This is a genomic window from Paenibacillus sp. Z3-2 (assembly GCF_054161325.1).
In genome coordinates this window covers 3,298,431-3,322,957 of sequence record NZ_CP096397.1, presented here as the reverse complement: position 1 = coordinate 3,322,957, position 24,527 = coordinate 3,298,431, and the positions used below count along the sequence as shown (strand labels likewise).

Annotated in this window: 21 protein-coding genes; 4 read left to right on the top strand and 17 right to left on the bottom strand. The window is 42.0% G+C overall.

Going from position 1 to position 24,527, the window contains the following annotated elements; translation table 11 throughout:
• Genes M1D71_RS14945 through M1D71_RS14935 form a run of 3 tightly spaced genes read right to left on the bottom strand, consistent with a single transcriptional unit; the run spans window position 1 to window position 1,016 of the window.
• Window positions 1–351, bottom strand: a complete 351-nt coding sequence (locus tag M1D71_RS14945; protein WP_458122597.1) for a DUF1048 domain-containing protein — start codon at window positions 349–351, stop codon at window positions 1–3.
• Window positions 352–363: 12 nt separating this feature from the next.
• Window positions 364–711: a DUF1048 domain-containing protein gene (locus tag M1D71_RS14940; RefSeq protein ID WP_458122596.1), complete on the bottom strand. Its 348-nt coding sequence runs from the start codon at window positions 709–711 to the stop codon at window positions 364–366.
• A complete protein-coding gene (locus M1D71_RS14935; protein ID WP_458127258.1) occupies window positions 708–1,016 on the bottom strand; it encodes a PadR family transcriptional regulator in 309 nt (102 codons plus the stop codon). Before M1D71_RS14935 ends, M1D71_RS14940 begins: the two co-directional genes overlap by 4 nt.
• A gap of 616 nt (window positions 1,017–1,632) precedes the next feature.
• Here M1D71_RS14935 and M1D71_RS14930 point away from each other — a divergent pair.
• Entirely contained in the window at window positions 1,633–3,393 is a 1,761-nt protein-coding gene (locus M1D71_RS14930; RefSeq protein ID WP_458127120.1) for an ABC transporter ATP-binding protein, read from the top strand.
• Window positions 3,386–5,149: an ABC transporter ATP-binding protein gene (locus M1D71_RS14925; protein ID WP_458127119.1), complete on the top strand. Its 1,764-nt coding sequence runs from the start codon at window positions 3,386–3,388 to the stop codon at window positions 5,147–5,149. The genes M1D71_RS14930 and M1D71_RS14925 overlap by 8 nt, the downstream gene beginning before the upstream one ends.
• Window positions 5,150–5,412: 263 nt before the next feature.
• Here M1D71_RS14925 and cntA read toward each other — a convergent pair whose 3' ends face one another.
• The 5 genes from cntA to M1D71_RS14900 form a co-directional block, all read right to left on the bottom strand.
• Window positions 5,413–7,020 (bottom strand): staphylopine-dependent metal ABC transporter substrate-binding lipoprotein, encoded by a 1,608-nt coding sequence (gene cntA, locus M1D71_RS14920; RefSeq protein WP_458127118.1) that lies wholly within the window; start codon window positions 7,018–7,020, stop codon window positions 5,413–5,415.
• A gap of 422 nt (window positions 7,021–7,442) precedes the next feature.
• On the bottom strand, window positions 7,443–8,369 hold the full coding sequence (gene folE2, locus M1D71_RS14915; RefSeq protein WP_458127117.1) for a GTP cyclohydrolase FolE2: 927 nt from the start codon (window positions 8,367–8,369) through the stop codon (window positions 7,443–7,445).
• Window positions 8,370–8,611: 242 nt separating this feature from the next.
• On the bottom strand, window positions 8,612–8,881 hold the full coding sequence (rpsN, locus tag M1D71_RS14910; RefSeq protein ID WP_063566651.1) for a 30S ribosomal protein S14: 270 nt from the start codon (window positions 8,879–8,881) through the stop codon (window positions 8,612–8,614).
• Between the two features lie 292 nt (window positions 8,882–9,173).
• Window positions 9,174–9,869, bottom strand: coding sequence for an MBL fold metallo-hydrolase (locus M1D71_RS14905; protein WP_458127116.1), 696 nt, complete (start codon window positions 9,867–9,869; stop codon window positions 9,174–9,176).
• Window positions 9,870–9,974: 105 nt separating this feature from the next.
• Window positions 9,975–10,358 carry a Fur family transcriptional regulator gene (locus M1D71_RS14900; RefSeq protein ID WP_458127257.1) on the bottom strand — a complete coding sequence of 128 codons (384 nt, stop codon included), beginning with the start codon at window positions 10,356–10,358 and terminating at the stop codon, window positions 9,975–9,977.
• 337 nt (window positions 10,359–10,695) lie between these two features.
• Here M1D71_RS14900 and M1D71_RS14895 point away from each other — a divergent pair, with 337 nt between their 5' ends.
• Entirely contained in the window at window positions 10,696–11,697 is a 1,002-nt protein-coding gene (locus tag M1D71_RS14895) for a CobW family GTP-binding protein (RefSeq protein WP_458127115.1), read from the top strand.
• Between the two features lie 99 nt (window positions 11,698–11,796).
• On the opposite strand, the gene M1D71_RS14890 is transcribed toward M1D71_RS14895, so the two are convergent.
• Complete coding sequence (locus tag M1D71_RS14890; RefSeq protein ID WP_458127114.1) at window positions 11,797–12,834, bottom strand: CobW family GTP-binding protein; 1,038 nt, start codon at window positions 12,832–12,834, stop codon at window positions 11,797–11,799.
• A gap of 144 nt (window positions 12,835–12,978) precedes the next feature.
• Between M1D71_RS14890 and M1D71_RS14885 the strand changes: the two genes are divergently transcribed.
• Window positions 12,979–13,710 (top strand): class I SAM-dependent methyltransferase, encoded by a 732-nt coding sequence (locus M1D71_RS14885; RefSeq protein WP_458127113.1) that lies wholly within the window; start codon window positions 12,979–12,981, stop codon window positions 13,708–13,710.
• A 222-nt stretch (window positions 13,711–13,932) separates the two neighbouring features.
• Here the strand turns inward: M1D71_RS14885 and M1D71_RS14880 are convergent, their stop codons facing one another.
• From M1D71_RS14880 to M1D71_RS14845, 8 genes are all read right to left on the bottom strand, one after another.
• A complete protein-coding gene (locus tag M1D71_RS14880; protein ID WP_458127112.1) occupies window positions 13,933–14,307 on the bottom strand; it encodes a (2Fe-2S) ferredoxin domain-containing protein in 375 nt (124 codons plus the stop codon).
• 427 nt (window positions 14,308–14,734) lie between these two features.
• Window positions 14,735–15,856 carry an acyltransferase family protein gene (locus M1D71_RS14875; RefSeq protein ID WP_458127111.1) on the bottom strand — a complete coding sequence of 374 codons (1,122 nt, stop codon included), beginning with the start codon at window positions 15,854–15,856 and terminating at the stop codon, window positions 14,735–14,737.
• A gap of 245 nt (window positions 15,857–16,101) precedes the next feature.
• Window positions 16,102–16,419: an NUDIX hydrolase gene (locus tag M1D71_RS14870; RefSeq protein WP_458127256.1), complete on the bottom strand. Its 318-nt coding sequence runs from the start codon at window positions 16,417–16,419 to the stop codon at window positions 16,102–16,104.
• A gap of 344 nt (window positions 16,420–16,763) precedes the next feature.
• On the bottom strand, window positions 16,764–20,573 hold the full coding sequence (locus tag M1D71_RS14865; RefSeq protein ID WP_458127110.1) for a GH32 C-terminal domain-containing protein: 3,810 nt from the start codon (window positions 20,571–20,573) through the stop codon (window positions 16,764–16,766).
• A 15-nt stretch (window positions 20,574–20,588) separates the two neighbouring features.
• The gene (locus M1D71_RS14860; RefSeq protein ID WP_458127109.1) at window positions 20,589–21,002 is read right to left on the bottom strand and encodes a GH32 C-terminal domain-containing protein; all 414 of its coding nucleotides are present in this window, start codon (window positions 21,000–21,002) and stop codon (window positions 20,589–20,591) included.
• On the bottom strand, window positions 20,920–21,972 hold the full coding sequence (locus tag M1D71_RS14855) for a glycoside hydrolase family 32 protein (RefSeq protein WP_458127108.1): 1,053 nt from the start codon (window positions 21,970–21,972) through the stop codon (window positions 20,920–20,922). Before M1D71_RS14855 ends, M1D71_RS14860 begins: the two co-directional genes overlap by 83 nt.
• Window positions 21,973–22,670: 698 nt before the next feature.
• The gene (locus M1D71_RS14850) at window positions 22,671–23,102 is read right to left on the bottom strand and encodes a universal stress protein (protein ID WP_458127107.1); all 432 of its coding nucleotides are present in this window, start codon (window positions 23,100–23,102) and stop codon (window positions 22,671–22,673) included.
• Window positions 23,103–23,107: 5 nt separating this feature from the next.
• Complete coding sequence (locus tag M1D71_RS14845; protein WP_458127106.1) at window positions 23,108–24,334, bottom strand: CynX/NimT family MFS transporter; 1,227 nt, start codon at window positions 24,332–24,334, stop codon at window positions 23,108–23,110.
• Window positions 24,335–24,527 lie beyond the last annotated feature (193 nt).

Genomic DNA, 24,527 nt, shown 5'->3' with positions numbered 1-24,527 from the left:
TTACTTTGTTTGATCCGTACCCTTTTTCATGGCCTTTCTAGCTTCTTGGTCAACAGATTCTTGATAAATGTCCGCATAAGTTTTTGAATCTTTGATTAGACCATCGCAAAAAGCCGCTACATCACTGCCTGTAACTTCGAGCACGCTTTTCCCCGAGACCGCGCCCTCTTCAAAAAGATCGACAATTCCCGAGAGCAACCCCGTCCCGTTAGTTAGCTCAACAGGGCCGACTTTAAAGAGATATTTTTGAATCTCTTTATAAACAATCTGATAATCTTGCGGAAGTCCTTTGACACGCGCCACATGCGCTCTCCACTCTTTTTTTCCTTCAATAATATCTCGGATTTTCAATATACTCTCCTCCTATTTACCTAATTTTTTAACAACATTATTGTTGAGTTGCTCGCGCCACTTGTCCCGATAAGATTTTGCCCCTTCTTCGCCAGCCAGTGCAGAACAGAAGCCTTTGATATCGTCACCTAAAACCTCTTGGATCCGCTGCCCATCCGCTGCGGTTTCTTCTAACAGGCCAAGCACACCGTCCAAAATTGGCATGAGGTTGCGTCCGGTAAAATCGGAGTGTGGCCAAAGATGGTCATTAATTTCTTTCCATGCCGCTTGATAATCCGCCGGCAGTTTTTTGACTCGCACTTCAAAAGCTTTGAATTCTTTGGTCATGTCGTTTCCGGTGATTTTATCCCAAAAATTCATTGTTTTCTCTCCTTTAACTCGTTCATTTTTGATGATACGAATTCCCATTTTGCCCAGAACTTCCGCAGTTCCTCATGCCCTGCTTCATTGATCGCGAAAAACTTTCGCGGCGGTCCCATTTCGGAAGGCTTCTTGGTGGTTTCCACCAACTTGTTTTTTTCAAGCCGGATCAGGATCGTGTAAACCGTTCCCTCGACAACATCTGTGAAACCAAGGGCGTTCAGTCGCCGCGTGATTTCGTAGCCGTATGTTTCTTGGCGGCTTATAATTTCAAGAACACAGCCCTCAAGCACGCCTTTGAGCATTTCCGTTAAATTTTCCAGCACAATCACCCTTTACTATTCTGTATGACAGGTATGCAGTGTTACTTACTACTGCTATAAAGTAACACGTAGTAGTTGGATTGTCAATAGCGTGCAACTAATCCTCCATGTTGTTAATGAAACCCAAAATCGCAGATCTTAGAAAGTCATTTGACAAAAAAAATCCATAGTTCTATAATTTTTTAATAGTAATAATTACGAATAAAAAGGGGTGAAGCAACTTCCAAGTCTAGAATACATAAAAATACACGTATTCCAGTTACCCTTCTGACTGATTTTGCTAGGCACAGGATTAATAACACTGCTGAATTATATACTCACACCACCCATGACAAACAAATTGACGCTGCAGTAAATCAATGCGATGGAATGGATATCGATAGCAAAGGTATCGGGATATATTACAGGTGACTTAGCCGCTAAACGATTCCGATAACGAAAACAAAACCTCCTAGTCTGAAGATTGTACCAGCCCAGCTAGGAGGTCTCTTGTTGTACGGAATAATACTGACTCCCCCTACAACCTGAAATGAGGGCTCAGGAATTAGATATAACTGGCTTGTCGTTACAATTCATAGCACTGGGAAGGATGGTCTCCATGCAAGAAATATTAGGAGTTTATGCATATGCGAAGCAATACAGGAAGCAGATGTATAAAGCTATTATTTATTTAGGAATCAGTGGAGCGTTGAGTGTACTGCCTTTTTATTTCACCTACAATATGATCATACAATTGACCGGTGAGAGCAATGTGACGTTAAGTAATTTGGCTATGACTGCCTGTATGATGTTTATCGCCTTGGTACTTCGATCTTACACCCACAATAAAGGGCTGACTGCTTCCCACCATCTCGCTTACGACACCCTTATGGGCATGCGCAAGCGCTCCGCTGATAAACTGAGGATGATGCCGATGGGAGCAATACAACGACACGGTGCAGGCAGTTTGAAGAAAAACTTTGTCGAAAGTATCGAAGATATGGAGATCATTTTGGCACATAGTATTCCTGAAGGCATTTCCAATCTGCTTACCGTCCTCATTATAACCAGCACCCTATTGGTGATTGATTGGCGTCTCGCCCTGCTATCTCTTGGCACAGTACCTGTCGGTATTGCAGCCATCTCCTTCATGATGAAGAATAGTAAGAAAAGAATAGCTCCTTACTATCAAGCAGCCAAAGAGATGAACGATACAATTATTGAGTATATTTCCGGTATAGAAGTCATCAAGGTATTTAACCAGACAACAGCATCTTTTCGTAAATATTCTTCATCCGTAGAGCACTATAAGCGAACAGCGCTCGATTGGTATCGTATATCATGGCGCTATATGACTGTATACAGCATTGTCTTGCCATCAACCCTGCTTTTTCTTCTGCCCGTTGGAACGAGCTTATATAAAAACGGCTCGCTTACATTTGGCACATTTGTTCTATGTATCATGTTGGCACTCAGTATGGGGCAACCTCTGATCCGGCTGGTCGAATTCATTCCTCTACTCCCCAACCTGAAGGAGAAAGCCAAGAAAATCGAGCAATTCTTCGATGAGCCGGAGATACAGGAAGGCATGATTCGTGAAGCACCGTCTCACTTCACGATTGAATTCCGCGACGTTTCGTTTGGCTATTCGGATCAGAATGTAATTGAGAACCTGAGCTTTACTGCGGAAGCCAACCATGTAACGGCGTTGGTCGGCGAATCGGGCGCAGGTAAATCAACCATAGCCAAGCTGCTCGTTCGTTTCTGGGATGTGAAGAGCGGTGAAATTACGATCGGGGGAATTCCGGTCCAACACCTGACTTTCGAGACGTTAATGAACACCATCAGCTATGTATCGCAAGACGTGTATTTGTTCAATACGACCATCATAGAGAATATTCGGATGGGCAAGCCGGATGCTGCCGATGATGAAATTATTGAGATGGCCAAATATGCCCAATGCCATGATTTTATCATATCACTGGAGCACGGCTATCAGACCATTGTCGGCGAAGCGGGCGATAAGCTGTCAGGGGGCCAACGTCAGCGCCTCTCAATTGCGCGAGCCATGTTGAAGAATGCACCGATTGTTGTACTCGATGAAGCCACATCGGCAACTGACCCCGAGAACGAGGACAAGATTCAGGAAGCGCTCAATACCCTTATTGAAGGGAAAACACTGCTGGTTATCGCCCACCGCCTGTCGACGATTGTTGAAGCGAATAAGATTATTCTGATGGATAAAGGGAGAGTGGTTGCTCAAGGTACACACGCAGTGCTCCTCAGTTCTTCTCCACTCTATAAGCTGATGTGGGGGGCACATATGGAATCTATGAACTGGGATATTAAGGTGAAGGAAAGGAGTGAGCTGCGTGCTTAGGTTTATTGGCAGAATGCTTACTCTCGCAGGTGAATATTCGTGGCGAATCAAGCTCGCGTTTGTCTTCAGCTTCTTGGAAAGTCTGCTGGCAAACACCCCTGTCTTTGTATTGCTTTATATTTTCACAAAAATCATGGACCAGTCCTTAACAAGCATGGCTGGCTGGCTGAGCGGCGGTATTATGCTGGCTGCTATTCTGGCGCGATTTGCGCTGCGGCGTCTATTCCTTACCTTGCAAAGCGGCACGGGATATGAAATATGCGCCCGCGAACGACTAGTGATCGGTGACCTTCTTAAACGTTTTCCCATGAGCTACTTTACAGAAGGCAATCTGGGCAGGGTGACTTCTTCCATCTCAGTTGACCTGGTTTTTATCGAGGTACAGGGTATGAAGGCCATGGACAAGGTTGTGAACGGATTCAGTTCCTTATTAATTGGTTGTATTGTGTTACTCCTACTCGATTGGCGGATTGGACTTGTGACGGTCATCCTTGCCCTATTTGCCTTAGCTGCGCTCGAACGGCTGCAGCGAGTAGGCAAGATGCACTCACCAATCAGACAGGAACAGCAATCCAGGTTGACCTCGTCTATCCTGGAATACGTGCGCGGCATGTCTATTATCAAATCGTTGAACATGACTGGCGAAAAAGCCAAAGATGTCAACGAAACGATTGAGAATGCGCGCAATTATTCGATCGATTATGAAGAGAAATTCACACCGCCAAACTTCCATTATCAAATATGGCTTTCTCTCGCCACTGCATTAACGGTTTTTATGGCAGCAGCCTTCTATCATACCGGCACGATGAGCATCTCGCTGATGCTGATGCTCATCGTCTATGTACACTACATGTATCTTCCTGTCAGAGCGTTGAGCTCACTAGCTGGACAAATAAGGGGCATGGAGACAGCACTGAATCGGTATGAGCAGCTGCTTAACGTCAACATTATCGATGAGGATGGCTATGATATTCCCTTGAAGCGATTCGATATCGAGTTTAAGGATGTATCCTTCTCTTATGAGGAAAACCCAACATTGCGTAACATCAGCTTTCGCGTTCCCGAGAAGAGTATGACTGCAATTGTTGGAGCATCCGGATCGGGCAAAACAACGATAGCTAACCTGATCGTCCGCTTTTGGGATGTCCAGCAGGGCGAGGTCCTTGTTGGAGGTGTCAACGTAAAGGAGATGAACAGCAAAAGCCTGTTGCAGAATATCAGCATGGTTTTTCAGAAATTATATTTGTTCAATGATACAATCTATAAGAACATTCTATTCGGTAAACCAAACGCCACTTTTGAGGAGGTTGTTACAGCAGCAAAAAAAGCACGCTGCCACGAGTTCATCACCTCATTGGAATATGGCTACGATACAGTCGTTGGCGAAGGAGGCGGAAAGCTGTCAGGGGGCGAAAAACAGCGAATTTCAATTGCCAGGGCAATCTTGAAGGACGCGCCAATCGTCCTGCTTGATGAAGCTACCGCAAGCATCGACCCAGACAATGAGAAGCATATCCAGCAAGCGATCAGCGAACTGGTCAAGGATAAGACACTGATCATCATTGCTCACAGACTGTCTACAATTCGCAACGCAAATCAAATTATCGTTCTGGATAAAGGCAACCTGATTCAGAAAGGCACCCATAATGAGCTAATTCAGCATGAAGGCCAATATCGCCATCTATGGCACAAACGGCTGACATCCCGTAGTTGGAAAATCTCTTCCACCGCTGAATCTTCTGGAACGGATCGTTAAATTGTACTTGCTCAAAAAGCTGTAGCGTAACTCACGAATGAGCATAATGAATCACACCCCTGCAGCAACAAAATCTCAGCTCGTTAACAGGCAAACCGCCGATGACTGTTTGATCCTAAGTGAGGTGTTTTATCCTCTCTACGCATGCCAAATAACCTCCGTTAGTTAGGAGGTTATTTGGCATGTATGATTTAAGCGACGTAGCGCGCGTCTTTTTTCAAGATGGATTAAAATGGTGTGATACACGACGTGGATCAGAGACTTTAATCAAAGTGCATTCCCTCAAATGGCAGCACATATTGCGTTTGTTTAAATGAGATGCCTTGAAGGTTCTTCGGGGCCACAATAGTGACAACTCCATTGGTGATGGGAATAAAGACGGCTTCATCGTGAACAATTTTCAAAATATCCGAATATAACAATTGACGAACTTTCTCATCCATAGTACCCATAACCTGATCAATTTTCTGATAGAGCTTATCCGCTTCCGCAATGCCCTTGGTGGTATAGAAAAAAGATGATTTGGATGTAAAGGCAGCGACTGTACTTTGCGGATCATAAGCGAGCCCCCATGTATTGTTAAACAATAAATCATAATCACCTGTGGATCTCCTATTTGCGATAGAAGAAGCTTGTTCTCCGATAAGCTCCAGTCCAATCCCTATCTTTTTTGCGTTGTCTTGGATGAATTCCATTTGCTTTTTTTGGGAGGGAGAGTTGACGTCATAGAAAACCTTCATCGTTAATTTGCTTCCAGCTTTCATTCTGACTTCGCTGCCATTATCTAATTTCCATCCAGCCTCATCCAGTATCTTTTTCGCATTTTCTATATCATAGCCTCGTTCCTGCAACTCGACGTCGGCATAATTGACGTTGGAGGAAAATAGCGTATAGGCAGCCGTTTCGGTACCATGAAGAATTTGATTACTAATTGTTTCTCTGTCAATCGAATACCAGAGCGCTTCCCGAACAGCTGTTTCGTGTACAGGACTATCCACCTTGCTGCTATTGGCCACAATCATATTCGTATTCATTGCTTGACTTCTAACCAGTTGATAATCTCCTGATTCAACTAACTGATTCATCGCTTCCACATCTATACTGTTTGCGCCTCGATCATCCGTAAAAATAAAGTTGACTTCTCCCTTTTTCAGAGCCAAGAATGTCGTTTCGCCTGCAGGAAGTACTTTTGCCGTAATTTTTTTCACTTCTGCTGCTCTGCTCCAATAATTTTCATTGGCTTTAAACACGGCATATTGATCGATTTTATGTTCTGCTATTGAATAAGGACCTGTACCGTTATAACCGTTTACGCCATCCTTTGTTCCACCGTTCTTAAAATCTTTGGGTGAGATGAATACATAAGGTCGGGTCATCGACAATTCAAGCAAAGCCGGGTAATAAGGCTCTGATAGAATGATTTCAACGGTATACTCATCGATTGCTATGACGCTCACAATTTTTGTTGACAGCTTAATCCAAGAATGCGCGCTAGGATTATCATGCACGGCCTCAATATTTTTCTTTACAGCTTCTGCATTGAATGGCTCCCCATCATGAAACTTTACATCTCTTCTTAGATGGAAGGTATACACTTTTCCATCATCGGAAACCTTCCAGGATTCGGCCAACAATGGCTTGATTCCATCTTCTGTATTTTCAATCAATGACTCGTATACCATCCCTTGCGCTGACGTTGAGCCTATATACAGATGAGGATTCATATCATTAATATCTACTGCTGTAGCATATACTAGTTCTTTACCTTTATCTGTAGCTATCAAATCTGCAGCATTGCCCCCGCTGCAACCTGCCAACATAACAATAAAGATGATAGAAGTGTAAAATTGAACAACCCATTTTCTTGACATATAGTATATTCTCCTCTATGTACGCAAGTTTTAATATTTTAACTTCAATTGCATTAAGTTACTCCACAACTTTTCATCATTTCTTTCGCCTCCTTGCTAACATGGATGCCATTCACTTTCGAGTCCCGATGATCTGATCAAATCTTATGTGAGATTAAATTTCACAAAACGAGTTCTAGTTTTATTAGTGAATTGGCATAAAGTTATGCTTAACCGTAATAATTACGATTAAGCATAACTTTGATTGTAGATATAGTCAACCATTATGCCAACTAAATAATGTGAGTTTAAGACGAGACCATGTTACGACAGACAACCCAAAGGATATCATAACGAAAGAAGGATAAATTCATCATCAAAAAACGCCGTTGCAGAATATGCTACACGGCGTTTTTGGATATATAATCATCAGACAACGTACTCTACTGTTGCTTAAACTTATCATATACAATGCGGGCTACTGCATCATGTTGATGAATGGACTCCTCATTGCGGCAATCCACTTTAAATTTGCTTACCCAGTGTTTCTCGTACAAATCGGCTGCCACCAGCCTTACCATATCTTCAACAAACCTTGGGTTCTCATATGCACGTTCTGTAACCCGTTTCTCATCTGGTCTCTTTAAAACAGGATGGAGACAGCTACTTGCATTCGATTCAGCCGCATTCAACAGTTCTTCCTTCCAGTAGCCTGGCAAATTTTCGCTTGGTCTACTCTGCACCTGTATACGGAGCACGCCCCGCTGATTGTGCGCACTATATTCACTGATTTCCTTCGAGCAGGGACACAAAGTCGTGATTTGTATATGTAGACCGGCTCGGATAACCGGAGTCTTGCCAGCTTCCCAAATAACAGTCACCGTAGCGAGCGAATGGTTTAAACCTGAACCCCCCGTTACGGGTGCTACCCGTTCGTAGAACCAGGGATATGTGACTTTCAACTCTGCCTTCGGTTGATGCATCTGTTCAGCAATCTGCTGCGTTAACGTAATTAGATCCGGAATCCGATCACTCAGTCCGTGAGTGCGGCTACGCTGAAGCTGCTCCATCAGACGACTCATGTTAATCCCCTTGGATTCGCGGTCCAGCGATGTCGTCAGTCGAAAATTTCCGATACTAGACAACTTCTCAGGGTCCTTTGCCGAAATGACCTCTAAAGGATACTTCACGTTATCTATCCCAACCTGTTGCAGTTCAAACAGAAAGTCATTTTTTCTATTTTGCAAATCCTGCATCTCTTCTTTGCGAACCGGTTTATTTCCCTGTATCGGATCGACTGAGCCGAATAACCGAAGCCGCTCAGCCTTATCCGGTAGTACATACCCCTCGTGTCTAGCACTTTTATTCATTTTACATTGCTCCTTGTTAGGCACTTGCTTCAGCAACCGCACACTAGCTAGAACGCGTTCTAAACTAGCACGAAGGAGTAATGAGACGCATTTCCTTCGGCAATTCTAAAAGTCGCCCCCAATTTCATTGCATCCTGAAACGGTGAATTAAATCTAGTCTCGTAGGATAGAGGCCATGCCAAATTCCGGCTGGCCCCCTTCCAAAAAAATTACACATTCGTAATCATATTGATTCTTCCTTTTTACCAGCTTGATTTGGTAACACCCGGAATTTGGCCTTGATGAGCCAGTTCTCGGAAAACAATCCGTGATACCTTAAATTTGCGTAAATATCCTCTTGGGCGTCCCGTCAGTTCACAACGGTTTTTCAGTCGGGTCGGTGATGCATTACGTGGCAATTTTTGCAATGCCTCATAATCTCCCTTTTCTTTCAACTCCCGGCGTAACTCTGCATACTTGGCTACAGTCGCCTGACGTTGTTTTTCACGCACTACTTTTGACTTTTTGGCCATTCAAATACATCTCCTTATGAATGTATATTTGTATTCAGATTTCATATTAAACTGCTTCCACAAGCGAAGGCAGAGGATTATCAATACATGCCCCTGAGCAAGCTCTGATCCATAGGGTATCACCTGTGCCTATTATTAATGATGCAGACAAATATAGTCTTATTTAATCGTAATAATTACGATTAAATAAGACTATATCGTTGTTTAGTTTATATGTCAATACAATAACCAGAACGGGAAACGATTGCTGCTAACAAATCAAAGATGTATTGATACTTGCTCATTAACTTTATCAATCAAGAGAGTTAAGTAAAGTCTTAATCTGATTCTTTCCATCGGTACAAATGCCGCCATGGTAACAAATCAGCTCATCAAATTCATAGGTAAGTAATTTTTCGAGAGAGTAAATTGCTTCCTGTACGTTTACAGTTAGGTCATGCCCAGGAATGATCAACTGTCCTTCAATATAAAAGAGTGCATCACCAACTACGAGTTGGCCAGTTTCTTCAAGTAAAAAACTCACATGTCCATCCGTATGACCAGGTGTGTGAATTACCTTAATTCCACCTCCTATGTTCATCTTTTCGTGATCAGATAGTAGCTGATCCACTCTGCTAGAAGGTAAGGCATTCAGTTCGGACTGCCAGGGAACGATGTTATCCTTAATCAACTTTTCGTCGCCACGGATATATGGAGCATCTAAATTATGTGCACAGATGCTAGCAGAGGCATTTACCGCGGATAACTCGGGGAGACAACCGATATGATCCAGATCCTGATGTGTAATTAAAATATGAGTGAGTTGAGCAGCTGAAATTCCTGCGTTAAGCATTTCATTTTCCATGTGTTCAAACTGTTGTGGCAATCCTGCATCAATAAGTATTATTGAATTGCCATCTTGGATCAATATTGGATGGATAGTTCTGTGTTTACCCAAAAAAAACATATCAAGCTCTAACAAACTAACTTTATCTGCAATGGATATCATTCAGTTTTCCCCCCGATCTAGTTGGATGTACTGGTAACAAAACGTCGGCAACCATCACTGACGTTATTTATTCTAATATCTTGTATGGTTATTTTATTTGAACTCTTAAATACATTCCTTACATACTCCATGTATTTCCATGCTACGAGATAACACACGAACTGCCTCTGGTGGATGAACCTGTTCATGATTCGGAGTGAATTCGTTTTGGAAAGTTCGTCGGCAATCTGTACAAATAAAATAATAGGTCATGTTAATATGGTTAGATTTCAACGCAAACCGCACTCCTGATATCATATGGTATTCTTCAAGAACACTGATTTTCACCATTAATCTAAGATTTCTATATACGGTATCATAACTGACCCCTGGGATATATTTTGATAGATAGTCATGAATTTGACGCGGTGAAATGTTCTTATGGAAATTTATTATAGCCTCAGCGATCAGCTTTCGCTGAGTTGTAAGTTTTACTCCTCGAGAAGACATATCATCAATCAGCTTCTCGTACGTATACTCCATGACATTCGCTCCTTATCCAATGAACTAGGGGTAGATTTTAGATGCAGATTCCATGTTTCCAGAGTTTTAATCGTAATAATTACTATTAGTTAAACATAATCTGTTTTATCTGTTTATGTCAAGCTTATACATCCGTTTCTCCTCCTAAATCGTGTAGCCATCCCCTAAATCAATTTTTGTTAAATTCTAAATTGAGATTGGTTGCATGTTTATAGATGTGTTGCTGTAATTTGACAAAAAATAGTTATTCGAATATGATTTAATCGTAATAATTACTATTAATTATTTTAAAGGAGTAAACATTATGCCTACCATTCAGGATACTTCCATCCCTGTTACTGTTCTTACCGGTTTCCTAGGAGCAGGAAAAACCACTTTGCTCAATCATGTTTTAACCGCAAATCATGGTGAGAAGATCGCTGTCATTGTTAATGAGTTCGGAGAAGTTGGTATTGATAACCAACTTGTAGTTGGTGCAGACGAAGAAATTTTCGAAATGAACAACGGTTGCATTTGTTGTACGGTGAGAGGAGATCTTATCCGTATTCTTAGTGATTTGAAGAATGCGAAGCTCGGAATAAATGGTTCCCGTAAGGTAGATTTCAATCGTGTTTTAATTGAGACGACAGGTTTGGCAGATCCAGCTCCAGTGGCACAGACTTTTTTCGTGGATGAGGAGATTGCCGATTTTTACAAATTGGATGCAGTTGTTACGGTCGTAGATGCCAAACATGCTGGTCAGCATCTTGACGAAGGGCATGAGGCACAGGAACAAGTGGCTTTCGCGGATGTACTGCTATTGAACAAAACTGATCTTGTTTCACAAGAGGAATTGCTACAGCTTGAGCACCGCCTTCAGGGCATGAACAAGGCTGCTAAAATCTATCGAACGCAGCAATCTTCAATTGACGTGAAACAAATTCTAGGAATCGGTGCTTTCGACCTAGACAAAAAACTAGAAATAGAACCAGAATTCCTTGAGGAAGACCATCACCATCATCATGACGATGAGGTATCCTCCGTGTTTTTCCGAGAAACTCGACCACTTGATTTAAATAAACTCGAACGATTCATTAACGTATGGCTTCAAGATCACGGTACAGATACGTTTCGTTACAAGGGAATTTTGAACATCAAGGGTTCCAAGAAAAGAATAGTATTCCAGGGCATCCATATGTTATTTGGAGCGTTTCCCAATCGAGAATGGAAAACGAGCGAAGAACCGATTAGCGAATTTGTTATTATCGGGCGAAATTTGGACGAGAATTGGTTCCGTGAACAGTTTGCTGGTTGCGTAGCTGACTAAAAATATAATAAATTATCATTAATTTAATAACCAAGAAGGAGTCGCCCAATTCAGATTGGGCGACTCCTTAAGGATAGCATCGTGACGAAAACAACATAGTTAAACCTTAGTGTTTAATTTCAAACTTGTGGAAATAACCCATTCCAGTTTTCTGGTGATATCCTCTTTCGGAAAATGCTCACCAATAAATACGGCCACATCTTGTACTTTTCCTTTAGGCTGAATAGAAAACAGTTCCAACTCTTTAAACGCATATTGGAACATCATCCTTTTTCCGCTTTCCGTATCCGTAAAGATTCCCTTTGCGCGATAGATGTTATCGGGCAACATTTTAAACATCTGTTTAAAACTGACTTTATCTAAAGAGCAGGGAAAATAATGAGTATGTACCATCAAATGCTCATAAGAATGATGGTCATCGTGTAAGTGATGAGCATGGTTATGCCCATCTTCATGGTTGTTATTGTTATGAATGCACTGTTCTTCCTGCACATTCGCTGCGTATGGTAACATTGAGGTGTTATGACTACTCTCAAGGAATAGATTCCAATCGAGTTGACTCGAGATACTTTGAACAGTGGATATCATAGGAGCGACAGGGTTTAACGCTGCTACCTCTTCTTTTATCTGATTTAACTCCTCTATACTAACCAAATCACTCTTATTAAGTAAAAGGACTGATGCACATCGAATTTGATCTCTCATCAACCGGTAGGTCCTACCTTTCTTTTTGCCAAACCGATGCAAAAAGTCCCTCGCATCAACGATCGTGATATACGCCCTGATTTCAATTGCAGTGCCCATAGCCGTTTCCGTGATTGCATCCAAAATTTCAATTGGATTTCCAACCCCCGTTGATTCAATAATAACTAAATCGGGAGCCTCCTCTTCAATTAAATTCATCAACTCCATGGATAAATCTCCACGAATGGTACAGCATATACAACCATTGAGCATTTCACGCATCGGCACAACCTCTTCCACCATTTGACCATCGAGGTTAACTTCACCGACTTCATTCATAATAACCGCTGGGTTAATGCCCTTCTTATTGCATTCTTTTAGGATTTGTGATAGAAATGTCGTTTTTCCGCTCCCTAAAAAACCTGAGAGAACTAAAATAGGAACAGCGCTCATGTTGGTACTCCCCTTCCTTCCTTTCATTTGTTATGTTGAAAACAACATTCTTATTCGTAATCATTACGATTAAGTGTTATAATATAGCATATCCTATTTTTTTAATAAGTCAATTCATAGAAATAAAAAATGAAGGAGATCATTATGAACGAATGGTATGAAAATAGCTTTGGAGAAGACTACTTACTTGTATATAAACACCGTGACTCAAGAGGTGCTAGAAATGAAATTGATCAAATGATTAGTTGGCTAGAACTGTCTCCCGAGGCAAAAATATTGGATCTATGTTGCGGAACGGGACGTCACTCCTTGGCTCTTCAAGAAGCAGGTTATGTGGTTACAGGCTTGGATTTGTCTGAAGCCCTTCTGAGAGAAGCACGCAAACAAGATGGTGCAGAAGCCATAAACTGGCTACGTGGAGATATGCGTTCTTTACCTCTGGAAGGGGGATTTGATGCCGTAGTTAATTTATTTACCTCATTTGGTTATTTCGAAGAAGATGATGAGCATGTTCAAGTTTTACGTGAAATATGTAGAGTGCTAAAGCCGGGAGGGAAATTTGTTATCGACTTTCTTAATCCTGAATTTGTTGTTCGTCATTTAGTCCCCCACTCGGTCCGGAATGATGGCATATTCCAAATAGAAGAAATTAGAAAAATAGAAGATGGATGTGTAAAAAAGCGAATTAACATAAGCAACAAGATCGATAATACATCTCGTCAATATCATGAGCGAGTCAAACTTTATTCTTTTGACAAATTCGTGGAACTGATGAATAAAGCCGGCCTACAAGTTGACGCTGTATACGGAAGCTATAACAGGTGTAATTACAGCACATTCAATTCTCCACGTATGATACTTCAAGGCCGGCGATAGGTTTGGTAGCATTTTGTTACAACTCTTAATATAAGGTAGACAATTTGTATAAAAGTGAGGAGGAAGCCAGTCCAAAGATGGCTTCCTCCTCACTTTTGCTTGTATAAGAACATTCCTTAACAAGTCTTCTAAATTAATTTTCGTTGATTACTCCGGAATCGAAAGAACTTTCTGATCTGGATAAACCAATATTCATTTTACGAATGATAAGTTAACATAGCGTTATCCACTGTCTGTTTTTTTAGTTTTGCTTATTCCCTTAACTGCTGTACCTGTAGGAATAAAAGTTTGATCAAAATGATAGACCATATGAGAATCGAGGCGTTGACCCTGAAGGTGCTTTTGGACAAGTTCTTTCCCCGATTCAGGGGTGATGTCTTTGTACCATACCCCTTCTGGATAAGCAATAACGACACAAGCATCACTGCATCGACCATTACACTGTGTTCTTGAAGTATGGATGATCTCATGAGCATCTAGCCTTTGAATCTCATCCCGTATAGACCCAGTAATTTCATCTGCTCCAAGTTGCGTACAGCTACCACCATTACAAATTAACAAGTGACATTGCGTGTGTTCTAAATTCCAGGTTGCCAAGGTTTGTTTCTCTCCTTTATGTGTGCAAAATGGCTTCAAATTATGTTCTATGTGGGATAAAAGAATTCTATACTCAGCATAGGCATTACAATTAATCGTAATCATTACGATTAATTGTAATGCAAAAGAAATCATACTGCAACACCTTATTGTGCCGAGACATCAGAACCTTGTCCAAACAATGAATCTAACTGTATGAAAATTTTAATACATTCGAGATTAACTTGCGGGGGCTCGGGAAACGAACTTGTACCGATAACATAAAAAAGCCGCTAACTTAGCGACTCCAATGGGAATATGTTCTTGTCCCCCGACAAAAGAGTTTTTTACTCGCTTTATTGATTTCATTTTTTATAATACCGAGAGCAGCGGGAATCGCCACGGCACGAGATCGAGCCAATTGAGGGGTTCTGACTGTTAAAAATGGTTATAGTATCTTCTTGGCGTAAGGGATTTTCCGAATCAGCATAGCGAGCAAATAACTCGTGATCGTCCCTAACCCACCTAATATCAGAAACTCAATAAACGGTGGCATTAGCGCGCTGTGCAACCAAATGCTATAAGCGATCAATACGAGTGAATGGATGATATAAACCGTATACGAGGTAGCATCCACATTACGTTGAAATCCGTTCGTCTGATTGCTATATTTGCGGTACACTGCCAACAATAGTAGTGAGATGCCAAATCCGATAAAGGGCTCCCACATGGCATAAATGAAGGCATTTGTGTTTAGTCCTCCTCCGGTACTTAATGTCGGATTGATGATGAGAGCGGCGATCGGAAGTATCGGCAGGAAAACGAGTGCGATGATACCCATGATTTTCACGGTTCGACGTGGGATACTCGATAACCACTGATTGCGGTACGCCATGATCCCTGCAATAAAGAGTATGATATATGCAGGAAAATAACCAAAATTCAATCCAAATATCAGCGTACCTATCGGGAATATTTGCCGAATTCCAAAGGTTACAAGCCCGATGAGCGTGGCAGTAAGCAAAAGCACTTTCACCGATGGAAAAGGGATACTCTTCTTCGGTGCACTATCTTTCCTTACCATACTTACAAGCGTATAAACTGAATTAAACACAAGCAGTGCGAGCAAAAACCAGAGTGGACCAGGTTCTGTGATTGCAAAGCTGAGGATCTGTGTCCGATAAAACTCCCAAAATGACACTATTTTGCTAGCGTTTTCGCTGTAGTGGAGCGTAGTGGTATACAAAATCACTGGACTAATGAGGAAGATATAAACGATCAAAGGAATCCCCAAGCGCATCAGCCGATCTTTGAGAAAAGGCTTTGGTCCTTTGCGATCAAAAGATGAGGGCACGAAGTACCCCGCGATAAAGAAGAATAATCCCATAAAGAACGCTTGGTTGATAAAGACAAACAACAGCATCAGCACAAAACTCGCATCAGGCTTTTGTAGCGTATCAAAAAAATACCACGAACCCGGTACAGCATATGTCGTCGCTGCATGATGGAACACAACCAAAATCGTGAGAAATGTCCGCAGATGATCCATATAAAATAGACGATTGTTCATGGTGTTCCCCCTTTTACATATCGTCATACCAGTAAAGACGTTGTCAAAAGAATTCCCTTCAAACAGCCAAATGATTGGATCAATCATTAAGACAGCTATACACATTTCGAGAACTCCTGCTGCAATCGCAAAAAACCAAAGCAGATAAGATTATTTTTTAACCCCAGGCGGAATCCTCTTGTTGGTCGATCTGCTGCTTTCTTTGTATTATTGAGCTATGGTTTCCCGTTAGTTTAATAAACGAACTAGATACTCCTATCAAGCTTGACATTAAATTCTGTCGTTGACGCAGTGACATACTCCATATAATTCACAGAGCCGTTAAAGTTCAAATAAGCTTCATAACGCATGCGGATTCCAGGTAAAGTAATCAAGTCCAGAACATTTTCCTTTGGAACCCACCTGCATTCGCTCGTTTCATTAGAAGTAGCTAACTCTCCACCCACAGCTTTACACACGAAATCAAACATGACCTTCGTAGGGACATCAGTCACACCGTCATACCACTTATGGATTGCTGTATTCGAAACAACACTAATCAAATGGCTAACCGTGGCGTCTATTCCACTTTCCTCTTTGATTTCACGAATGACGCCATCAATCAGGTTCTCCTACTTCAGTTATCCCACCAGGATACACCCAACCATCGTCATGAGCTTTTACTAAAAGGATATTTCCAGTTCCATCTTCTACTATTCCGCCTGCAGATACAATATGTGTCGGGAACGCCATTTTACAACCTCCAAATAAGATAAAGTTGTATATTTATTCCACACAATTCTTGTACTTCCTCAAAACGCGGATCGTCAGAGAATTGGATCTGTGTGCGAGTTAAGCGTCTACTACATGCGGCAAAACAAAATCCTTTTCAGCAGAATATGTACTCTAGTCACTAAATAAATTTTGATTATTTAGCTAATACCCATTTTTGTCGATCAAGAGATGGATTCCGTTCATTTAGAAAGAGTACGCTTCCATCTTCCGATACTTCCAGCGCTTTTTGATGATGAACCGAGGTAACGTGGACGGACCCGTCTTCGTTCTTGTGAAGGACCCAACGCTGGTTGTTGTACCCTAAGTAATGATACAGCTGAAGTTTGTTTTGTCCTATATCCAGATCAAGCGTCTGACCGGCCGTAGTACGAATCGAATACGATCCTGCTTCGTCGCCTGTCGGAACAAATACCCACTTCTGGACGGAAGCTGCACTTGCAGCCTGCAAGGCAACGAGCTCCCCATTGACAAGGTTCACTGTATAAATGGATTTCTGTGCTGCGGCATTTACAAGGCTGGACATGATGATGTTTGCAGGTTCACCGTTGCTCACATTGACGTTTTGATAAGATGCGTAGCCACCAAATACATGAAGTCCAAAGTGGCCTTCTGCAAAAGTACCATCCATTACATCTATGACTTTTAGTCTATCCACATGAACGACAATATGCGGGCCATTCGCTTCTATTTTCACCTTATACGTTTGACCTGGCTGAATGAAAGTCGGTACTTTCGCAAGAACCTGCCGTTCTTCAAATCCTCCATTAATTTTATAGAACAGACGGATCGCCTTCATGTTAGGGTCTAGATTCAGATAGTATCCACTGCCCCCATCCTCGCTAGCCCTGAACAAAATAGAACCTGCCCCTCCTGCTTCACCAAGCATCATGTCTGCTTCATACGTAAAATTCCCAGCCTTCTCTTTAGCGATATAATTCGCATCGCTGAAATAATTACCACGAATCCCATTCTCACTAACTAACCATGAAGCAGCAGACAGATCTTTGGTCCATCCACTCAGGTTTGTCTGGAACTCGCCACCTGTGACTTTAACGAGCACACTTGCGGATGCTTTACCATTCGGAGCAGATACGGTGATCGTGGACGCCCCTTCTTTTTTCGCCTCAATAACCGCCTGTGATTTGTCTACTACGTCTATGGCAATTACTTCTATATTGCTGGACTCCCACTTAAGCGGTTGAACGCCAAAACCTGGTCCATACTCGACCATTGCCTGCAGTGTGTCCGACTCGCCTATACCCAGTTCCCGAACCCTCGTATCCATCTTTATCTGAGCTTTTGAAGGAATGTCCTCATTCCAGACGGATTGAAGTTGATGCACTTTCAAGGAAACAACGTTCACATTCCCGCCTTTCACGTAAAAACTCATCGCTCTACTGGCCGGATCCGGAAATATAACATCTGAAAAGACGACTTTGCCCCCATTACCAAAGGCTTCAACGGAAGACTCATCCACAAGAATACGCATCTTGACCCGATTATTCTCCATTTGCATCGGGGCTTCATGTTTTTTACTGAAAAGGCTGGAAAAATCTGTTACTCCGGATGCAGTTCGGTCCACAAACATTTTACTCTCGCTTGCGGCATAACCCGCTACCGTCTTCTGATTTCCACCCTCACGAATGTTAAAGCCGAACTCGGTCACCGTGCTGGCTTCAGGGATTTCAATTTCAGCTTCAATTTCGTAAGCACCTGAAATAATGCCTCTTAGCAGGTTCTCGGAAGAAGGACTCACCCCTTTGTTAGAAGCGGAGTACAACGTTTTACGCAATGATTCCAATTCTTTAATTGGACTTTGCACCATCCGAATTCCATCTTCGGTCGTTACCAATGATACTTCTCTCGGAATGGTTAGTTCACCTTTCCAATTAGACGTTGGGAAAGCGAACGGATAATCCCAATTTGTCATCCACGCCATCATCACTGTGCGATGATCAGGCATGTTAGCGAAAGACATCGAAGCGTAAAATTCTTTACCAAAATCTGTTCTTAGCACCTTACCCGCCGGATTATCGTTCACGAATTTACCATCAGCTGTTAAATCACCGATGAAATACTCGGCATCTGACCCGCCTGTTTTTGGATTCGCTCCTGTACTGATCATCATAACCCACTTCTTCTGTGACGTTCCGTCTACCGGAAGCTGGAACAAATCAGGGCATTCCCATACGCCTCCGCGGACATAAACACCGTATCCCCAATTATCTGTCAATGTCCAGTCAAGTAAATTCGTTGAAGTATAGAAACGAATATGATCTCCTCCGGACACAACCATAACCCATCGATTATTCTCATCATCATGGATCACTTTCGGATCGCGGAAATCCCAATTCCCAGCGTCTTCTCCGTTCTTTCCTGGGTTCTCGATCACGATCGGGCGCTCCTTCGAAAATTCCCAAGTACGACCTTGGTCTTTGCTGTAAGCCAGACCTATACGCTGGTTCCCATTCGGGCTATCCGGATTAAAAGAAGTGTAGTATGCAATAAGGCCCTTGCCTCCTGAATCTCCGAATAAACCAGATGCATTTGTCATATCCGCAACAGCCGATCCAGACCAGACATGTCCGTGATCATTCCACGGAAGTGCAATGGGAAGCCGTTTCCAGTTCAACATATCTTTACTTACAGCATGCGCCCATGTTCCTCCATCCTGATGGAAGAGATGATATTCTCCTTCGAAGTATACAAGTCCATTCGGATCACTAGCTGAACCACGTATTGGCGTGTAGTGGTACTGTGGACGATATATCTCATTATAATATTGGCTCAGTTCCGTCACATAAGTATCATGGAAGTAAGCCGTCCCCTTTTTGACGACGATTCCGGTATTTCCATTCGTGTAGGTTGAATCTTTCACGTCAATCGCGACCGTAGTGTATCCGTCCAGGAAGACCTGAATTCGATCTCCCTTTGCCTTGATTTCCAGATGATGTTTGGCTCCCATCTGACTCGGATAAGTACGTAGCGAACTTGCAATTAATGTTCCTTTCGTATTCGTCAAACTTACACGGATCTGATCCCCTTCCTTCATAAGAGTAGCTTCATATCCTTCAGCTCCATCGGTTGAAGATCGAAATGCGAGAGCTGCAATAGAATCCGGACGAAGGATAATATTCCCTTCATACACCATATCAGCTGCCTGTTTAGTATAGATTTGCTGTGCTTTGTTCTCATCAGCTCTCGTCCCTCTTTTGCCGCTAATATCAGGCTGCCAACTTCCCTTACTTGCAACTACCGTACCCAGATTACCATTCAGATCGCTCACCATGATGTTCGAGAACAAGGCGGATCCATCCCATACATGGAGCCCAAGTTTCCCGCTTTGATACGAGTTGTCCTGAACATCAATCAATGGTTTATATTGATTGCCCCAATATACTTTTAGCGATGAACCGACTGCCTTCACTTTGAGATGATAGATCTGACCCATTTCTACAGAAACTTTATGCTCCTCCTTTAATTTCCCATCTCCATTCCTTGCATCTCTTAACCGAATCAGACCTGCTTCCGGAATGATTTGGAGCATGTACGAGCTAAAGCCATCCTCATTAGAACGAAACAACAATGTTGCGTCTGCCTTCGTATCCCTGATCATGACACCAGCTTCATAGATAAAATCATCGGACACCGTCTCTGAGATGGCCATTACATTTTCTTTAGGCTGCGAAGTTACCAAGATTCCTTCTGAAGTATCCTCTAATACCCCTTTTCCTTTCACTTGCCAGCCTATCAAATTGGTGTTTAATTTGGATGCGCTTTCAAAAATGTCAAGCTCCTCCTTTGCCTGTTTATTTGTTTCCTGATCAGCGAGCACAGTACTAGCCGCAGCTGATTTAGATGTGAAAATACCGTTTGAAGTCATAGCTAATCCCATTGCCATCAGAAGACATATTGTGAATTTGAATTTAGATTTATCATTCATTCCTTACCCTCTTTTCTAATGGAATTGAAAAGTAACTTTTAACCTGTATAATCTCAGATCCACTTTTCGCTCCAACTTTAACGCAGGTGCCGAGGAGCTTACGGCAACTTCCAATCCGATGACTGTCTCCTGATTGGAAGAGGAAGACTTTCGCACCTTGAACCCGAATTCTATTGCAGTACCGATTTCAAATTCCGCAATAATTTCCATCTTTGCAGCAGAAACAGCAGACAAAACGTTCATATCTGGTTTAATCGTAATGTCTTGCAGAGACAGAATCGGTCTTCTAAGTTGATTTAACTCTGTTATGGGTGCTTGAGTTAGGCGAAGACCGTCCGAACACGTCCTAAGCTGAATCTCGCGTGGGATTGACATGTGGCCACGCCATTCCTTGGAAGGAAGAGCGGAAGCATAACGCCAATTGTTCATTCCAGCCAACCCAAATCTTTCGCCCGTCCTTATTCGGGATACCATCCCAGGTCACGGCCGCGTAAAAGTCAGATCCGTGATCTATCCATTTAATTGTATCGAATGATTCCAATGTTTCATCTAGTATAAAAACCTTACCATTAAAGTCACCTATAAAATACAGCATGCCAGAACCGCCTGCGGGTGGTTCTGAATCGTTTGGATTTACGCCATTTCTATCTCCGACACTTAGGATCAGAATCCACTTAGTGGTATTAGGATCATCATCCACTTGGATTTTAAAAACATCAGGACATTCAAATATTCCACGATGGATACCCGGAATATCGGAACCGAAATCGCTTACAAAAGACCATTCCTTAAGATTCGAAGATGTGTAAAATTCTACACGGTCTCTTACAGCAAGAACCATTACCCAGTTTGAAGATTCTTCATGCCAGAATACCTTTGGATCCCGAAAGTCTAGCGTTTCCGTGGGGAATAAAACCGGGTTACCTTCATATTTTGTCCAGGTTCGACCTTTATCCTTGCTATAAGCGATGCTTTGAACCTGTGGTTTACCGGGCTGAGCGCTGTTGCCATCATTAGTATAAATTGCAACCAATCCTGATCCTTCTTCGTTGAAGAATCCGCTTGTATTATTCTTATCAACTACTGCACTTCCCCAAAAGATCGCTCCATCTTCCCCAGGCGGGATGGCTGGTGGAAGTTCGGCCCAATGTACTAAATCATTACTTACAGCATGCCCCCAATGCATTCTGCCGAAGTCAGGCTGTGTATCATGAGGAGTATATTGATAGAAAAGGTGATATTCACCTTCATAGTAAACCATTCCGTTAGGATCGTTCATCCAATTTTCCTTAGGTGAATAATGTATTTGCGGTCTGTATTCATTTTTATAAATAATGTTTTCTGGCTCTTTGCTGATACTATTTTCCCCTGATAAAAGTACTTTTTTAATTTTATTCACTCTCCTTGAGGCTATTTTGCATGCCTTAATGAGTTTAAAATTGCATTCCTTATTAACAAAATAATCCAACTATTTTCAAACGTCAAAGTATTTTTGATTTATTGCACATATTTTTTTATATTTTTGTCTCTATAAAAGTTTACATTTGCACATTTTATAGCGGATTAATCGAAAATAACAACTTTTATTTAAATTGATCTAAATGTACTTCTGTATTTTCAAACTATATTATTTACAAATGTAAATTAAAGGTGGTTGAAAAGCGTTAATTTAATCTATCCTGTATCCCTGTTATCCCCGCGAGCGGAGCAACACTAGCGGTGGAACAAGCTTCCAAAGCGAAAAAGGCAATGCTCCTGCTTCCTTATTGCAGCCATACTAGATGGCATGTCTTGTAACCGCAGCGATACTCTTTTTGGTTGTTAACAAGAGTGTAACTTTTATCTCGCCATAGGAGCTCCATTATGATGCTATTTAGATAATTACCTAATCCGAAATCACATAATGTTCTTGTCCTCCAACAACCGTGTAGTGGTAGGTCCTCTTTCCGTCATCTTTAGCGTCAGCATTAGCAACTAAAGTAAATAGAAACAGCGGCATTGTAGGACACGAATACCCTAGAATGCCGCTGTATGATTCATTTCTTAAACGTTCCCCGCCAGTATAACAATGCATCATCTTAACAGTTCCCGGAGGAGTTAATGTATAATGAGGACTGGGCAACTTGATATCTGTGAAACCTTGTGACTGACACTTCCAAGCATCATTTCTTTTACCCCCCTTAGCCCACGGCTTCCGATAATAATAAGTTGCTGCTCCGTACCCCTTGCATAATTCAATATTTCATGCCCAGGATCTCCCTTAAGATGAACAGTTTCCGGGTTAATTCCCGCAGACTTTAATTTAGATTTGGCTTGGTGCAACTGTTCCAAACTCGCTTTCTCCATTTCGTTCAGTATGTCTTCCAAAAAATTCTCTGGTACAAATGTCATGCCGTTCCACACATAATCCTGGCTGACATTAACCAAGGTAACTTGAGTTTGTTTATTTTGGGCTATTTCAACGGTTGCATCAAGGAGTTTGTTCGTTATCTCAGCGTTATCAATGGCCACCAAAATTTTGTGAAACATAGTTATCATCCTTTCCGTGGCAGCTCGTAACTATTTCGGCTACCTACAAAACGATTACTTGCTGCTCCTAAACCAACAAAAAAGAGTAATACCGAAGCCCCAAGCAGAATGAAAAGTGGCAGGTTCCAACTATTTGTCGCATCATGCAGATATCCTATAAGGGCTGGACCGATTGCGGCAAGAAGATATCCGATCGATTGGGCCATGCCAGATAGTTCCGCTGCCTGATGCGCATTTTCAGTGCGCAACCCGAAAAACATCATGGACAAACTAAAGGCGAATCCACCACCAATTCCGAGTATGATGATCCACAACAGAATGATATTGGAGTTCCCGTAAAGAAGTCCGAGCGTTCCCGTCAAAAGTAAAATGGTTGTGATGACCACTAGCAAACGTTGATTAAGCATGCGCCCGGCAATAACGGGAACAATAAAGGTAAATGGAAGCATCGCTAGCTGCATGGTCGAGAGGTACCATCCTGATTGGTTGGAGTCAATTCCTTGCTGCTTTAAAATTTCAGGCAACCATGCGATCAGCACATAGAAAACCATGGACTGTATACCCATAAACAAGGTTACTTGCCAGGCAAGCGGGGATCGCCAAACATTCACATCGTTGCTGACCATCTTTTGACTCGTCTTGGCTGTTTGTTTCGTTTGATTTCTTAGTTGGGGTAACCAACAGAGGATCGATACAAAGCTTAGAATCCCCCATATTCCCAATGCTCCCTCCCATTTTAGACCTGCGTTCACAGCTAACGGTACACTGATTCCCGATGCAATTGCTCCACATAAATTCATAGAAATGGAGTAAACACCTGTCATGGAGCCAATTTTATTTGGGAAATCCCTTTTGATTATACTTGGCAATAATACATTACATACGGCAATTGCCAATCCAAGAACTGCTGTCCCAATAAACAGATTAACTGCACCAGATAACGAACGTATTACAATACCAGCAGTCAGAAAGATTAGGGCAATCAAAATGATACGCTCAACCCCATATCTTCTTCCTAATTTTGGTACTAGAGACGATAATAAAGCAAAGGCGAGCAAGGGTACCGTTGTGATCAGGCCTGCTAATGTATTTGAAATATGAACGTCATCCCTTATAAGACTCACTAAAGGACCGACTGAGGTTAAGGGAGTACGTAAATTAGCTGCAATAATAATAATGCCGAGAATGATCAGCCCTATAGAGGGCGGTACGTTTGTTTGTTTATTCGGCATTCTTCATTTCTCCTTCCTGAATTCTTAAGTATTTATATTTTGCTTCCTGCTGAATAAAAAACTTTGCTATAACATCCGCGCGAATAATAAAAGTATATTATAATATACTATAATAAACAATAAGTATTTTAAGATATACTAAAACTAATCTAAAAACAAAAATACAACTCTGAATTCCCATCATGGAATTCGG

Coding starts and splice junctions, on each gene's coding strand:
- M1D71_RS14905 (WP_458127116.1), bottom strand. CDS start 9,869: ATGATATCCATTGCAGATAAAGTTAGTTTGTTAGAGCTTGATATGTTT.
- M1D71_RS14850 (WP_458127107.1), bottom strand. CDS start 23,102: ATGTTTCACAAAATTTTGGTGGCCATTGATAACGCTGAGATAACGAAC.
- M1D71_RS14940 (WP_458122596.1), bottom strand. CDS start 711: ATGAATTTTTGGGATAAAATCACCGGAAACGACATGACCAAAGAATTC.
- M1D71_RS14900 (WP_458127257.1), bottom strand. CDS start 10,358: ATGTCTTCTCGAGGAGTAAAACTTACAACTCAGCGAAAGCTGATCGCT.
- M1D71_RS14845 (WP_458127106.1), bottom strand. CDS start 24,334: ATGCCGAATAAACAAACAAACGTACCGCCCTCTATAGGGCTGATCATT.
- M1D71_RS14885 (WP_458127113.1), top strand. CDS start 12,979: ATGAACGAATGGTATGAAAATAGCTTTGGAGAAGACTACTTACTTGTA.
- cntA (WP_458127118.1), bottom strand. CDS start 7,020: ATGTCAAGAAAATGGGTTGTTCAATTTTACACTTCTATCATCTTTATT.
- M1D71_RS14895 (WP_458127115.1), top strand. CDS start 10,696: ATGCCTACCATTCAGGATACTTCCATCCCTGTTACTGTTCTTACCGGT.
- folE2 (WP_458127117.1), bottom strand. CDS start 8,369: ATGAATAAAAGTGCTAGACACGAGGGGTATGTACTACCGGATAAGGCT.
- M1D71_RS14860 (WP_458127109.1), bottom strand. CDS start 21,002: ATGAACAATTGGCGTTATGCTTCCGCTCTTCCTTCCAAGGAATGGCGT.
- M1D71_RS14865 (WP_458127110.1), bottom strand. CDS start 20,573: ATGAATGATAAATCTAAATTCAAATTCACAATATGTCTTCTGATGGCA.
- M1D71_RS14930 (WP_458127120.1), top strand. CDS start 1,633: ATGCAAGAAATATTAGGAGTTTATGCATATGCGAAGCAATACAGGAAG.
- M1D71_RS14935 (WP_458127258.1), bottom strand. CDS start 1,016: ATGCTCAAAGGCGTGCTTGAGGGCTGTGTTCTTGAAATTATAAGCCGC.
- rpsN (WP_063566651.1), bottom strand. CDS start 8,881: ATGGCCAAAAAGTCAAAAGTAGTGCGTGAAAAACAACGTCAGGCGACT.
- M1D71_RS14875 (WP_458127111.1), bottom strand. CDS start 15,856: ATGAACAATCGTCTATTTTATATGGATCATCTGCGGACATTTCTCACG.
- M1D71_RS14890 (WP_458127114.1), bottom strand. CDS start 12,834: ATGAGCGCTGTTCCTATTTTAGTTCTCTCAGGTTTTTTAGGGAGCGGA.